This is a genomic window from Burkholderia sp. KCJ3K979, from assembly GCF_016759955.1.
In the GTDB taxonomy this organism is placed as follows: domain Bacteria; phylum Pseudomonadota; class Gammaproteobacteria; order Burkholderiales; family Burkholderiaceae; genus Burkholderia; species Burkholderia orbicola.
On the sequence record NZ_JACFYV010000188.1, the window covers coordinates 1 to 13,136 of the forward strand.

The 13,136-nt window shown below is 67.5% G+C and carries 14 protein-coding genes; 6 read left to right on the forward strand and 8 right to left on the reverse strand.

Annotation, left to right across the window (positions count from 1 at the left end; genetic code table 11):
- The first annotated feature begins 20 nt into the window (after positions 1-20).
- Positions 21-812, forward strand: coding sequence for a 3-deoxy-manno-octulosonate cytidylyltransferase (gene kdsB, locus H3O04_RS27995; RefSeq protein WP_023477932.1), 792 nt, complete (start codon positions 21-23; stop codon positions 810-812).
- A 208-nt stretch (positions 813-1,020) separates the two neighbouring features.
- A complete protein-coding gene (adk, locus tag H3O04_RS28000) occupies positions 1,021-1,683 on the forward strand; it encodes an adenylate kinase (protein WP_006482212.1) in 663 nt (220 codons plus the stop codon).
- A 146-nt stretch (positions 1,684-1,829) separates the two neighbouring features.
- On the opposite strand, the gene H3O04_RS28005 is transcribed toward adk, so the two are convergent.
- The gene (locus tag H3O04_RS28005; RefSeq protein WP_011546044.1) at positions 1,830-2,672 is read right to left on the reverse strand and encodes a SirB1 family protein; all 843 of its coding nucleotides are present in this window, start codon (positions 2,670-2,672) and stop codon (positions 1,830-1,832) included.
- 8 nt (positions 2,673-2,680) lie between these two features.
- Positions 2,681-4,231: a murein biosynthesis integral membrane protein MurJ gene (gene murJ / locus H3O04_RS28010; RefSeq protein WP_105797669.1), complete on the reverse strand. Its 1,551-nt coding sequence runs from the start codon at positions 4,229-4,231 to the stop codon at positions 2,681-2,683.
- Between the two features lie 305 nt (positions 4,232-4,536).
- Between murJ and rpsT the strand changes: the two genes are divergently transcribed.
- Entirely contained in the window at positions 4,537-4,809 is a 273-nt protein-coding gene (gene rpsT, locus H3O04_RS28015) for a 30S ribosomal protein S20 (protein ID WP_006482211.1), read from the forward strand.
- 152 nt (positions 4,810-4,961) lie between these two features.
- Here rpsT and H3O04_RS28020 read toward each other — a convergent pair whose 3' ends face one another.
- On the reverse strand, positions 4,962-5,282 hold the full coding sequence (locus H3O04_RS28020) for a DUF3579 domain-containing protein (RefSeq protein WP_011546046.1): 321 nt from the start codon (positions 5,280-5,282) through the stop codon (positions 4,962-4,964).
- Positions 5,283-5,693: 411 nt separating this feature from the next.
- Here H3O04_RS28020 and argF point away from each other — a divergent pair, with 411 nt between their 5' ends.
- Positions 5,694-6,623 carry an ornithine carbamoyltransferase gene (gene argF, locus H3O04_RS28025; RefSeq protein ID WP_006482207.1) on the forward strand — a complete coding sequence of 310 codons (930 nt, stop codon included), beginning with the start codon at positions 5,694-5,696 and terminating at the stop codon, positions 6,621-6,623.
- A gap of 88 nt (positions 6,624-6,711) precedes the next feature.
- Here the strand turns inward: argF and murB are convergent, their stop codons facing one another.
- Positions 6,712-7,761 carry a UDP-N-acetylmuramate dehydrogenase gene (gene murB, locus H3O04_RS28030; protein WP_043888617.1) on the reverse strand — a complete coding sequence of 350 codons (1,050 nt, stop codon included), beginning with the start codon at positions 7,759-7,761 and terminating at the stop codon, positions 6,712-6,714.
- Between the two features lie 136 nt (positions 7,762-7,897).
- Between murB and H3O04_RS28035 the strand changes: the two genes are divergently transcribed.
- The gene (locus tag H3O04_RS28035) at positions 7,898-8,383 is read left to right on the forward strand and encodes a YajQ family cyclic di-GMP-binding protein (RefSeq protein ID WP_006478013.1); all 486 of its coding nucleotides are present in this window, start codon (positions 7,898-7,900) and stop codon (positions 8,381-8,383) included.
- Positions 8,384-8,451: 68 nt separating this feature from the next.
- Here H3O04_RS28035 and plsY read toward each other — a convergent pair whose 3' ends face one another.
- The gene (plsY, locus tag H3O04_RS28040; RefSeq protein WP_006478012.1) at positions 8,452-9,093 is read right to left on the reverse strand and encodes a glycerol-3-phosphate 1-O-acyltransferase PlsY; all 642 of its coding nucleotides are present in this window, start codon (positions 9,091-9,093) and stop codon (positions 8,452-8,454) included.
- A 116-nt stretch (positions 9,094-9,209) separates the two neighbouring features.
- On the reverse strand, positions 9,210-9,701 hold the full coding sequence (gene ybaK / locus H3O04_RS28045; RefSeq protein ID WP_006478011.1) for a Cys-tRNA(Pro) deacylase: 492 nt from the start codon (positions 9,699-9,701) through the stop codon (positions 9,210-9,212).
- Between the two features lie 235 nt (positions 9,702-9,936).
- On the opposite strand from ybaK, the gene H3O04_RS28050 reads away from it, so the two are divergent.
- Entirely contained in the window at positions 9,937-11,499 is a 1,563-nt protein-coding gene (locus H3O04_RS28050) for a class I adenylate-forming enzyme family protein (protein ID WP_202588903.1), read from the forward strand.
- Positions 11,500-11,567: 68 nt separating this feature from the next.
- On the opposite strand, the gene xerD is transcribed toward H3O04_RS28050, so the two are convergent.
- Together xerD and H3O04_RS28060 are read right to left on the reverse strand one after the other, a co-directional pair.
- Positions 11,568-12,518: a site-specific tyrosine recombinase XerD gene (gene xerD / locus H3O04_RS28055; RefSeq protein ID WP_023477628.1), complete on the reverse strand. Its 951-nt coding sequence runs from the start codon at positions 12,516-12,518 to the stop codon at positions 11,568-11,570.
- Positions 12,518-12,985, reverse strand: a complete 468-nt coding sequence (locus H3O04_RS28060) for a methylated-DNA--[protein]-cysteine S-methyltransferase (RefSeq protein ID WP_011546053.1) — start codon at positions 12,983-12,985, stop codon at positions 12,518-12,520. Before H3O04_RS28060 ends, xerD begins: the two co-directional genes overlap by 1 nt.
- Positions 12,986-13,136: the final 151 nt, after the last annotated feature.

A 13,136-nucleotide genomic window follows, 5' to 3' on the forward strand; every position in this document is an offset into this window, starting at 1 on the left:
GTCCTTCCCAGCGCTCCCCGATGACTCACCCGCAACCCTTCATCGCCGTCATTCCCGCCCGGCTCGCGTCGACGCGGCTCCCGAACAAGCCGCTCGCCGATCTCGGCGGCAAGCCGATGGTCGTGCGTGTCGCCGAGCGCGCGCGCGAAGCGGGCGCGCAACAGGTGCTCGTCGCGTCCGACGCGCAGAGCGTGCTCGACGCGGCGCGCGATCACGGCTTCGAAGCGGTGCTCACGCGCGCCGACCATCCGTCCGGCACTGACCGGCTCGCGGAAGTCGCGGCGGCCTTCGGCTGGCGCGACGACACCGTCGTCGTCAACGTGCAGGGCGACGAGCCGCTGATCGACCCCGTGCTCGTGCGCGACGTAGCGTCGCACCTGGCCGCGCATCCGGCGTGCGCGATCGCGACCGCCGCTCACCCGATCCACGACGCGGCCGACGTGTTCAATCCGAACGTCGTGAAGGTCGCGCTCGACGCGCAGAGCGTCGCGCTGTACTTCTCGCGCGCGCCGATTCCGTGGAGCCGCGACGCGTACCAGCCGCACTGGCCCGACGTCGCGGCCATGCCTGGACCGGCTTTCCCGGTCTATCGGCACATCGGCCTCTATGCGTATCGCGCGCGTTTCCTGCGCACCTATCCGTCGCTCGCGCAGGCGCCGATCGAACAGGCCGAGCAGCTCGAACAGTTGCGCGCGCTGTGGCACGGCGAGCGCATCGCGGTGCTGATCACCGAATCCGCGCCCGAAGCCGGCATCGATACGCCGGCCGATCTCGCGCGCGTGCAGGCCCTTTTTCAGCCGGGTTCAAAATAACCCGTGGCATAATCAGGCGATTGTGCGAGCCGTCCGCGACCAGCGCGTCCTCGCTTGACCCCGCCCGTGGCCCTGCCGGCAGCCGCGCGTCGCCCTGGCCGACGCGCCGCATCAGACCGGTCCGCCACGCGCCGGGCGAGCCCCGCGCCCGCTGTCGCCGACGCCTTTGTGTCTCGCCACACGAATCTACATACTTGGAGATATCACCATGCGTTTGATCCTGTTGGGCGCGCCCGGCGCGGGAAAGGGCACCCAGGCAAACTTCATCAAGGAAAAATTCGGCATTCCGCAAATCTCGACGGGCGACATGCTGCGCGCGGCCGTCAAGGCCGGCACACCGCTCGGCGTCGAGGCGAAGGGTTACATGGATGCCGGCAAGCTCGTGCCGGACGCGCTGATCATCGGCCTGGTCAAGGAGCGCCTGAAGGAATCCGACTGCGCGAACGGCTATCTGTTCGACGGCTTCCCGCGCACGATCGCGCAGGCTGACGCAATGAAGGAAGCCGGCGTCGCGATCGACTACGTGCTCGAGATCGACGTCCCGTTCTCGGAAATCATCGAGCGCATGAGCGGCCGCCGCACGCATCCTGCATCGGGCCGCACGTACCACGTCAAGTTCAACCCGCCGAAGGTCGAAGGTCACGACGACGTGACGGGCGAACCGCTGATCCAGCGCGACGACGACAAGGAAGAAACTGTCAAAAAGCGTCTCGAAGTGTACGAAGCTCAGACCAAGCCGCTGATCACGTACTACGGCGACTGGGCGCAGCGCGGCGAGGAAAACGGTCTGAAGGCGCCGCAGTATCGCAAGATCTCGGGCCTGGGCACCGTCGACGAAATCCGCGAGCGCGCGTTCGACGCACTGAAGTAAGCAGTGCGTCGCGCATCCGCAAGCCGCCCGGTCCGGGCGGCTTTTTTTCGCTTGTCGCGATTTGCACGCCCCTGCGGCACGCGCGCAAGAAAAACGCCCGCGATGCGGGCGTTTTTTCCATGTACAAGAAGCAGCGCGCTGGCGGCTCAATCCTCGCCGTCGCGCTGCATCCGTTGCCGCAATTCGCTGACCTGCGACTCGACGACGGTCGCGTCTTCCGCCTCGGGCCGCTCGCCGAGATACTGCTCGAGATCCTCGAGCGCGGGGCGCAGGTAGTCGAGCCGCGCATACGCGAAGCCGCGGTCGCGCACCTCGTCGAGCTGCTCGGGCAGCAGGATCACGAGCCGCTGCTGCACCGCGAGCAGCCGCTGCCAGCGCTCCGTCTGCAGATAGATCGTCTTCAGGTTGCGCAGCATCCGCGCGATGATCTCGCGGCTCGTCGCGGGCTGCAGCAGCGCGCGCAACGCGCTGTCGACCGCTCCCGCCGCCCGCGCGACGTACGGCTCGAGCATCTCGACCATCTCGGCTTCGGACAGCGAATGGCCGTTGGTCGGATCGATGATCAGGTCGCCATCCGGCAGCGTCACGCGCAGCAGGAAATGGCCGGGGAACGATACGCCGCGCGCCGGCACGCCGATCTGCTCGGCGAGCTCCAGGTACAGCACCGACAGCGAGATCGGAATCCCGCGCCGCCGCTTCAGCACGGCATTCAGGTGGCTGTTATCGGGGTCGTAGTAATCGTTGTGATTGCACGCGAAGCCGAGCTCGCGAAAGAAGAAGTCGTTCAGCGCGGCGACGCGGCCCTTCAGGTCCGTATCGTCGGCGAGCCGCCGGCGCAGCCGCGCCGCCAGCATGTCGAGTTCGGCCAGCGTGCCCTGCAGGTCGAGGTCGGGATACGCGTCCTGCGCCAGCGACAGCGCGGCTTCCGTGACGGGCAGACTGTCGTCGTCCGCCACGAGCGTGCTGAAGTAGTCGAGGACGCGGGTCATTGCGGTCGTCACTTGGCGCGCCTTCTGAAGTAAGCGTATTTGAAGCCCATCACCCACAACATACCGAAATATAGTGCAGCAAACAGCACGAGGCACGCAGCCATCAGCGCAATGCGATCGAGCGGCTGCGCGCGCATGCCGGTCCAGTCGAAACTGATCGCGCACCAGTGCATCAGGCCCGCGAGCACGAGCGCCGCGCCGACGAGCTGCACGAAGAAGCGCAGCCAGCCCGGCGACGGCTGGTAGATGCCGCGCTTGCGCAGCCCGAGGAACAGCAGCAGCGAATTCAGGCACGCGCCGACGCCGATGCTCAGCGTGAGGCCCGCGTGGCCGATCAGCGGCACGAACACGTAGTTCGACAGCTGCGTGACGATCAGCACGCCGATCGCGATCTTCACGGGCGTCTTGATGTCCTGCTTCGCATAGAAGCCCGGCGCGAGGATCTTGATCAGGATGATGCCGACGAGGCCGATCCCGTAGGTCGCGAGCGCGCGCGCGACCATCGTGACGGTATGCGCGTCGAACTTGCCGTAGTTGAACAGCGTCGCGGTGAGCGGTGTCGCGAAGAAGAACAGCGCGAGCGCGCTCGGCGCCGCGAGCAGGAACGTGACGCGCAGGCCCCAGTCGAGCAGCGCCGAATATTCGTGCGAATCGGCGTCGACGTGCGCCTTCGACAGGCTCGGCAGCAGGATCGTGCCGAGCGCGACGCCGAGCAGCGCCGTCGGGAACTCCATCAGGCGGTCGGCGTAGTTGATCCACGACACGGCACCCTGCCCGAGCCGCGACGCGATGTTGGTGTTGATGATCAGCGACAGTTGCGCGACGGACACCGCGAACGTCGCGGGCACCATTTTCGCGAGCACGCGCTTCACGCCCGGATGACGCAGCGCGCGCAGCGGGTTCAGGCCGATCAGCGGCACCATGTCGATCTTCTTCAGGCCGGGCAGCTGCACGAGAAACTGCAGCACGCCGCCGACGATGACCGCCCACGCGAGCGCGTAGACCGGCACCTTCAGGAGCGGCGCGACGAACACGGCCGCGGCGATGAACGCGACGTTGAGCAGCACCGGCGCGAACGCGGGCAGCGAGAAGCTCTTGTACGTGTTCAGCACGCCCGACGCGAGCGTGGTCAGTGAAATGAACACGATGTACGGGAACATGATCCGCGTCATCGTGACCGCGAGCGGGAACGCCTGGCCGTCGCTGTGCAGGCCGGACGCGACCGCGAACACGACCCACGACGCGCCCGCGATCCCGACGACCGACAGCACGGCCAGCGACCACGCGAGCACGGTGGACATCGCGTCGACGAGCGCCTTCGTCGCATCGTGCCCCTGCTGGTTCTTGAACTCGGCGAGGATCGGCACGAACGCCTGCGAGAACGCGCCTTCGGCGGACAGGCGGCGCAGCAGGTTCGGGATACGGAAGGCGACGTAGAACGCGTCGGTGTATTGACTGGCGCCGAACGCACGGGCGATCAGCGTCTCGCGGGCCAGTCCGGTCACGCGCGACAGCAGCGTGAAGCCGCTGACCGTCAGCAGGGCTCGGAATAGATTCATGGGGCGCTTATTATACGGACGTTGCGCGACCCGGCCACCGGCCGATGCCGAAAAGCGCACCGGCCGCCCGCGGCCCCATCCGGCCGACATCACGTTGAACTTGCCACTCGCTTGATTTTGTTGCTATAATCGCCGGTTTCTGGGCTCGTACATGCACGGCAACTGCCGTTTTCATGTCCCGGCCTCGGTTAAAATCACCGTTTTTTTATGCGCCCCTGGGCAATCGTTCTCAGGGGACGGATCGAAAAGCAGCGCTTGGCCGTCAGGCTCCAAGCTCTGGAAACAGGACAGGATAAGGAACCGTCATGGCTAACTCCGCACAAGCACGCAAGCGCGCCCGCCAGGCCGCGAAGGCAAACTCGCACAACTCGGCGCTGCGCTCGAAATTCCGTACCGCGATCAAGTCGGTTCGCAAGGCTGTTGAAGCCGGCGACCAGGCAAAGGCTGCCGAGCTGTTCAAGGCTGCCGTGAAGACGATCGACACGATCGCCGACAAGAAGATCGTTCACAAGAACAAGGCCGCTCGCAGCAAGAGCCGCCTGGCCGCAGCCGTCAAGGGCCTGCAGGCAGCAGCGTAACTCCGGTGCGCCCGCTCAGGCGGGCGTTCCTGTTTCCTGCGATCACGAAAAAGCCCGCCTAGGCGGGCTTTTTTGTCGCCTGCCGCCCGCGCATCGTGCGCAGCGGCAGTTGCCCGGCGGGCGCAACTCGCGCCCTCGCCCGTCGGCATCAGTCACTTCTTCGTGTTGTAGTCCGGCAATTCGCACGCCTCGGTCACGACGAGGTTGTTGTCCTTCGCGAAATTCAGCACGAAATCGAAAGCCATCGGCTCGATGTCGCGCAACCGCGAATCGAGGATCACGCATTTCAGGTCGCCGAGCATCGTCGGGCGCACGTACAGCGAATACTTGAGACGCGCATTCGGCCCGCTCGCCCCCGGCCCGAAGCAGGCCATCACACCGGCCAGACGTTCCGACCAGTCGCTCGGGCGAAACTTTTTCCCGTCTTTCGTGATGCCCTGGATGAAAAATTCGGTCGGAGGGGTTTCAGCCATGTGGTTACCCAAGTGACGGCCCGGCGATGTCCAGGCAACGGCGCCTGGATACGCGAACACAAAGCTGGAGAGGCGGCGGCACGAGCCGATCGATATCCCGAAAACGGGGCGTCGATGCGCGCCGCCGGTGGACTGCACCGGATGTGTGCAGCGCACGGCTTGTGTCCGGCAGAGCGCGAAAAGCCTTGCCTGCCGGGCTGGAGAAAACTTTCGAATTATACCGCAGCGCGCCATCGCGCGTCGTCCCGACGGCCCTCTTCCCGCACCGCGGATCGGGCGCGGCGATCCTGCCCCGCGTCGTTCCACGGCTCGTCAAAGCACAGAAAATCCTTTATGCTGCTTTGAGTTATCCACACCCGACGGCGGCGCCGTCCGGCCTCGCGGCCGGGTGAGACCGCCGTATTTCGTTTCATGACCGCCAAAACCATTCGTCACTACCTGCAGTTCAAGGATTTCTCGCTGGAAGACTACGAGTACGTGCTCGAACGCACGGGTATCCTGAAGCGCAAGTTCAAGAACTACGAAACCTATCACCCGCTGCACGACCGCACGCTCGCGATGATCTTCGAGAAGAGCTCGACGCGCACGCGCCTGTCGTTCGAGGCCGGGATCTTCCAGCTCGGCGGCCACGCCGTGTTCATGAGCACGCGCGACACGCAGCTCGGCCGCGGCGAGCCCGTCGAGGATTCCGCGCAGGTCATCTCGCGAATGGTCGACATCATCATGATCCGCACGTTCGAGCAGGACGTGATCACGCGCTTCGCGCAGAATTCCCGCGTGCCGGTGATCAACGGGCTGACGAACGAATACCACCCGTGCCAGGTGCTCGCCGACATCTTCACGTACTACGAGCACCGCGGCCCGATCGCCGGCAAGACCGTCGCGTGGGTCGGCGACGCGAACAACATGCTCTACACGTGGATCGAGGCCGCGCAGATCCTCGGCTTCAAGCTGCGCCTGTCGACGCCGCCCGGCTATGCGCTCGACATGAAGCTCGTGTCGCCCGACAGCGCGCCGTTCTACGAGGTGTTCGACGATCCGAACGAAGCGTGCAAGGGCGCCGATCTCGTGACGACCGACGTGTGGACGAGCATGGGTTTCGAGGCCGAGAACGAGGCGCGCAAGCAGGCATTCGCCGACTGGTGCGTCGACGAGGAAATGATGGGCCATGCGAATCCGGATGCCCTCTTCATGCACTGCCTGCCCGCGCACCGCGGCGAGGAAGTGACGGCCGGCGTGATCGACGGCCCGCAGAGCGTCGTGTGGGACGAAGCGGAAAACCGCCTGCACGTGCAGAAGGCGCTGATGGAGTTCCTGCTGCTCGGCCGCCTCAAGCACTGACGCGCCGCTCAACGCACACGCGTAAAAAAAGCGCCGGTCGACGATCGGCGCTTTTCGTTTGGGCGCGCCAAAACCGGCGCGCGCTGCGTTACAGGCAGACCGGTTCCGCCTCCAGCTCGACGCCGAACTGCGCGCGCACGTCGGCCTGGATCGCCCGCGCCAGCGCCAGCACGTCGGCGCCCGTCGCGCCGCCGCGATTGACGAGCACGAGCGCCTGGCGGTCGTGCACGGCCGCCGCACCGAGCGCGCGCCCCTTCCAGCCGCAGCGGTCGATCAGCCAGCCGGCCGCGAGCTTCACCTGCCCGTCCGGCTGCGGATACGACACGACATCCGGCGCGCGGGCGCGCAGCGCATCGAATTGCGCGGCGCCGATCACCGGATTCTTGAAGAAACTGCCCGCATTGCCGAGCACCAGCGGATCGGGCAGCTTCGCGCGGCGGATCGCGACGACCGCATCGAATACATCGCGCGGCGTTGCCGCCTCGGGCGTGATGCCGCGCGCGTCGAGCTCGCGCGTGACGTCCGCATAGCCGAGCCGCGGCGTCCATTGCTTCGGCAGCCGGAACGTCACCGCGACGATCGCGAACCGGCCGCGCCCTTCCCGCTTGAAGAAACTGTCGCGGTAACCGAACGCGCAGCGCGCGGCGTCGAAGCGCTCGCGGCGCCCCGTCGCCAGCTCCACCGCGACCAGCGAATCGAAATACGCTTTCATCTCGAGGCCGTACGCGCCGATGTTCTGGATCGGCGCGGCGCCGACGGTGCCCGGGATCAGCGCGAGATTCTCTAGGCCCGGCATCCCGTGTTCGAGCGTCCACGCGACGAACGCGTGCCAGTTCTCGCCGCCGCCGGCCTCGACGTACCACGCGTCGTCGTCCTCGCGCAGGATGCGGCGGCCCGCGATCTCGTCGAGCAGCACGAGGCCGTCGAAATCGCGCGTGAACACGATGTTGCTGCCGCCGCCGAGCACGAGTTGCGGCAGGTTCGCGACCCGCGGGTCGCGATGCAGCGCCTCGAACTGCGCCGCCTGCGTGATGCGCGCGGCGAAGCGCGCACGCGCGGCGATGCCGAACGTGTTGTGCGCGGCGAGCGGATGGTCGGGAAGCAGCGACAGGGCGGAATCGTCAGGGGGCATCGGCATTCGCGGTCACGTCGGCCCGGGCGGCGCATGGCCGGCCTTGGGCAAACGGAGGGGCATCGGTAAAATGGCAAACAGTCCGCAATTATAGCGAGTGCCCGTGCGTGAGCCGGGTGCCCGCATCTCAAGGGAGAATGCCATGCCATCGTTCGACGTCGTTTCCGAAGCGAACATGATCGAAGTGAAGAACGCCATCGAGCAGTCGAACAAGGAAATTTCGACGCGCTTCGACTTCAAGGGCTCCGACGCACGCGTCGAGCAGAAGGAACGCGAGCTGACGCTGTTCGCCGACGACGATTTCAAGCTCGGCCAGGTCAAGGACGTGCTGATCGGCAAGCTGGCCAAGCGCAACGTCGACGTGCGCTTTCTCGACTACGGCAAGGTCGAGAAGATCGGCGGCGACAAGGTCAAGCAGGTCGTCACCGTGAAGAAGGGCGTGACGGGCGACCTCGCGAAGAAGATCGTGCGCCTCGTGAAGGACAGCAAGATCAAGGTGCAGGCGAGCATCCAGGGCGACGCGGTGCGCATCTCGGGCACGAAGCGCGACGACCTGCAGAGCACGATCGCGATGCTGCGCAAGGACGTGACCGACACGCCGCTCGACTTCAACAACTTCCGCGACTGACCGGCCGCCGGCCCGTCGCGTCATCCGGCCGGGCCCCGCACACGCGGCGCGCCCGGCGCCGCGCTTTCTCAGGCTTTCCCGCCGTCCTGCGCGCCGCCGTCCGCGGCCGCCTTCTTCTTGTCGCCGATCCGGCTCTCCTGCCCCGCGAGCAGCTTCGAAATGTTGCCGCGGTGACGCCACACGAGCAGCACGCTCATCGCCAGCACGGCCCAGGCGATCGGGTTGTGGCCCGGCATGCCGAACAGGAACACGTCGAACACCGGCGCAAACGCGGCCGCCACCAGCGCCGCGAGCGACGAATAGCGGAAGAAGAACGCGACGATCAGCCAGGTCAGCGCGGTCGCGAGCCCGAGCACCGGGTGCACGGCGAGCAGCACACCGGCCGCGGTCGCGACGCCCTTGCCGCCCTGGAAGCGGAAGAACACCGGGTACAGATGGCCGAGGAACACGGCGATCGCGACCCACGCGATCGCGACGTCGGGCAGGCCGAAGTGCCGGGCGAGCCAGACGGCGATCCAGCCCTTGAACGCGTCGCCGACGAGCGTCAGGATCGCGGCCTTCTTGTTGCCGCTGCGCAGCACGTTGGTCGCCCCGGGGTTCTTCGACCCGTATGAACGCGGGTCGGCCAGCCCCATCACGGAACTGACGACGACGGCGAACGACACCGAACCGATCAGGTAGGCAACGAGGGCGGCGAGCAGGATCTGCATGCGGAGGACTCTTCTTTCAACGTATCGGGAAAGGGACGGCCGGGCGCGGCAAGCCGGCAGGCCGAAACGGCGCCCATTCTACCGAACGGGCGCGGGGTGCCACGAAGGTGAAACCCTCAGTCGACGCTCGCGCACTGCACCGGCTGCGCGCCGAGCAGCGACGTGAGCACCGCCGGCGCGAGGCTGACGAGGTAGCCGCGCCGGCCGCCGTTCAGGTAGATCGTCGGCAATGCGAGGATCGTCGACTCGACGTAGACGGGCATCGTCTTGCGCGTGCCGAACGGCGACGTGCCGCCGACGAGATAGCCCGAATGGCGGTTCGCGACCTCGGGCTTGCACGGCTCGACACGCTTCGCGCCGATCTGCCGCGCGAGATTCTTCGTCGATACGGTGCGGTCGCCGTGCATCAGCACGATCAGCGGCTTCGCGTGCTCGTCTTCCATCACGAGCGTCTTCACGACGCTGTGCTCGTCGACGCCGAGCTGGCGCGCCGATTCGCCGGTGCCGCCGTGCTCGACGTATTCGTACGGATGCTCGCCGAACGCGACGCCATGACGGCGCAGCAGCTGGGTCGCAGGGGTTTCGGACACGTGTCTGGATTTGCTCATGGCGGCATTTTAATGGCGAACGATCGCCGGGCGCGCAGTGGCGAGCCCGCGCCGACGGTATACTCGCGGCCCGTTTTCCGCCGGCCCACCGCGTCGCCGTCACGATTGCGCCCATCATCATTGCAGACATCGTGAAGCGCTATTGCCCGATTGGCTGATTGTGGCGCGCGTCTCGCCATGGCACGATCGTTCGCAAATATCGTCGGCTGCCGCCGGCCCTTCATCTGGAGACGCCATGTCCTCGCCCATCCGTTCATCCGAATCGCTCGATGTCGATGCGCTGCTCGCCGCGCTGCCGCGCCGCATCGCCGACGTGCCCGCGCACCGGGCCGCGCAGTCGCCCGCGCAGCCGGCGCTGATCGAGGATGCGCGCCGGCTGTCGTACGGCGACCTGGCGCAGGCCGTCGACGCGGCGGCCGCGCGGCTGGCGAGTCTCGGCGTACAAGGCGGCGACCGCGTGATGATCGTCGCCGAAAACTGCGTCGCGCAGATCGTGCTGCTGTTCGCCGCCGCCCGCCTCGACGCATGGGCGCTCGTGTCGAACGCGCGGCTGTCGGCCGCCGAGCTCGACGCGATCGCCGCGCATGCGCGCCCGAAGCTGATCGCGTTCACGACCGACGTATCGCCCGACGCGCGCGCCCATGCCGAGCGGCTCGGCGCCACGCCGGCCGCGGCGCTGCCGGTCGACATCGGCGCGTGGTCGTATCACGTCGACGCGAGCGCGCCCGCCGAGCCGGTGGCCGCCGACAGCGCCGCACAATGCGCGGCATTGATCTACACCACCGGTACGACCGGCACACCGAAAGGCGTGATGCTGTCGCACCGCAACCTGCTGTTCATCGCGGCGACGTCGAGCATGCTGCGCCGCGTGTCGCCGGACGACGTCGTCTACACGGTGCTGCCCGTGTCGCACGTGTACGGGCTCGCGTCGGTATGCCTCGGCAGCCTGTATGCGGGCGCGACGCTGCGGCTCGCGCCGCGCTTCTCGCCGGAAGCCGTCCGGGTCGCGCTCGCCGACGAAGGCGTGACGATCTTCCAGGGCGTGCCCGCGATGCACGCGAAGCTGCTCGAACACCTGCACACGCACGGCCACGCGTGGCGCGCGCCGCGGCTGCGCTTCGCGTATTCGGGCGGCTCTCCGCTCGATGCGAACCTGAAGGCCCGCGTCGAGCACGTGTACGGCGTGCCGCTGCACAACGGCTACGGGATGACCGAAAGCAGCCCGACGGTCACGCAAACGCCGCTCGACGCGCCGCGCACGGACAGTTCGGTCGGCGTGCCGATTCCGGGCGTCGACGTACGGATCGTCGCGCCGGACGGCAGCGACGTGCCGCCGGGCGAAGTCGGCGAGATCCGCGTGCGCGGGCCGAACGTGATGCTCGGCTACTACCGCAACGCGGACGCGACGCGCGCGGCCGTGTCGGCCGATGGCTGGCTGAGCACCGGCGATCTCGCGCGGCAGGAAGCGGACGGCGCGGTGACGATCGCGGGCCGCAGCAAGGAGCTGATCATCCGCTCGGGCTTCAACGTGTATCCGGTCGAGGTCGAGCAGGTGCTGAACGCGCATCCGGACGTCGTGCAGGCGGCCGTGATCGGCCGCGCGATCGACGGCAACGAGGAAGTGCTCGCGTTCGTCGAACTGGTGCCGGGCGCGGCGGCGGACGAGGCAGCCTTGCACGCATGGTGCGCGGATCGGCTCACCGCTTACAAACGCCCTGCGCACATCCGCGTGCTCGATGCGCTGCCGGCCGCGTCGACCGGCAAGGTGCTCAAGCACCGGCTGCGCGAGCTGGTCTGACGCGGCCGACGCGACGGCACGCGAGTCCACATTGCGGCTCACGCCGAGCCACATGCCCGCGTCGCGCGTCAGCCGCGCGGGTGATGCTGCGCGTGCAGCGTCCTGAGCCGCTCGCGCGCGACGTGCGTATAGATCTGCGTGGTCGAGATGTCGCTGTGGCCGAGCAGCAACTGCACGACACGCAAGTCGGCGCCGTGGTTCAGCAGGTGCGTCGCGAACGCGTGCCGCAGCGTGTGCGGCGACAGGTGCGCACGCACGTCGGCCTGCTGCGCGTGACGCTTGATGATGTTCCAGAACTGCTGGCGCGTCATCCCGTCGCCGCGCGCGGTCACGAACAGCGCATCGGCCGCGCGTGCGCCGAGCAGCGCCGGCCGCGCGTCGCGCAGGTAGCGTTCGATCCAGCCGTGCGCGACTTCACCGAACGGCACGAGCCGCTCCTTCGAGCCCTTGCCCATCACGCGCACGACGCCTTCGTTGAGGCCGACCTCGACCGTCTTCAGCGTCACGAGCTCGCTCACGCGCAGCCCGCTCGCGTACATCAGCTCGAGCATCGTGCGATCGCGCAGGCCGAGCGGCGTACCGATATCGGGTGCGCCGAGCAGCGCCTCGACCTGCGCCTCGGACAGCGTCGACGGGAACCGGGCCCCCTGTTTCGCGGACGTGATCCGCAGCGTCGGATCGGCGCTCGCGCGATGCTCGCGCACGGCCCAGCCGTAATAGCGGCGGAACACGGACAACCGCCGGTTCGACGACGTCGCCTTGCCGTCGCTGCGCGCGGCGATATAGCCCGTCACCATCGCCTCGTCGGCCGAGTCGAGCGGCGCGTCGTGCGTCGCGGCCAGCCATTGGGAAAACAGCGCCAGGTCGCGCCGGTACGCATCGAGCGTGTTGCGCGCGAGCCCGTGCTCGAGCCACAACGCATCGCAGAACACGTCGATCGATGCGCGGCTCGCGAGCAGCGCGGGCGATGCGGCGTCGGTGTCGTTGTCGGCGGCGGGGGAAATCATCGGTTCGCTCATCAGTACGGCACGCCCTCGTGCGTCAGCAGCCAGCGCTTCACTTGCTGGTAATAGCCGTTGTCGTCGTGGTTCGCGAATCCGCCGAGACCGCCCGCCGCGACGACGCGATGGCACGGAATCACGAGCGGGAAATAGTTCGCGCCGCACGCCTGGCCGACCGCGCGCGGCGCGCTGCCGATCCGCTTCGCGACCTGGCCGTAGGTCAACACCGTCCCGGGCGGGATATCGCTGATCGCGTCCCACACCCGGTGCTGGAATGCGCTGCCGACGTCCGCGAGCGGCAGGTCGAAGCGTGCGGACGCGCGCTCGAAATAACGTTCGATCTGCTTCACGGCGCGCTTCGCGAGCGCCGAATCCGGATCGACCGACTTCATCGATTCGGGCAGATAGACGATCTCGCGCACCACCGCGGCATCCGTGCGGATGCCGACCTTGCCGAACGGCGCGTCGATGACTGCGTTGAACATTGAATTCTCCTGACCGGGGGATACGCGCGGCTCTGCCCACGCGCCGACGACACTTTACGCCGCCTTCACGCGGCTCGCAGCGCCCATTCGACATGCTCGCGCACGACCGGCGACGGATCGTCGGCGCGTGGGCAGAGCCGCGCGTATCCCC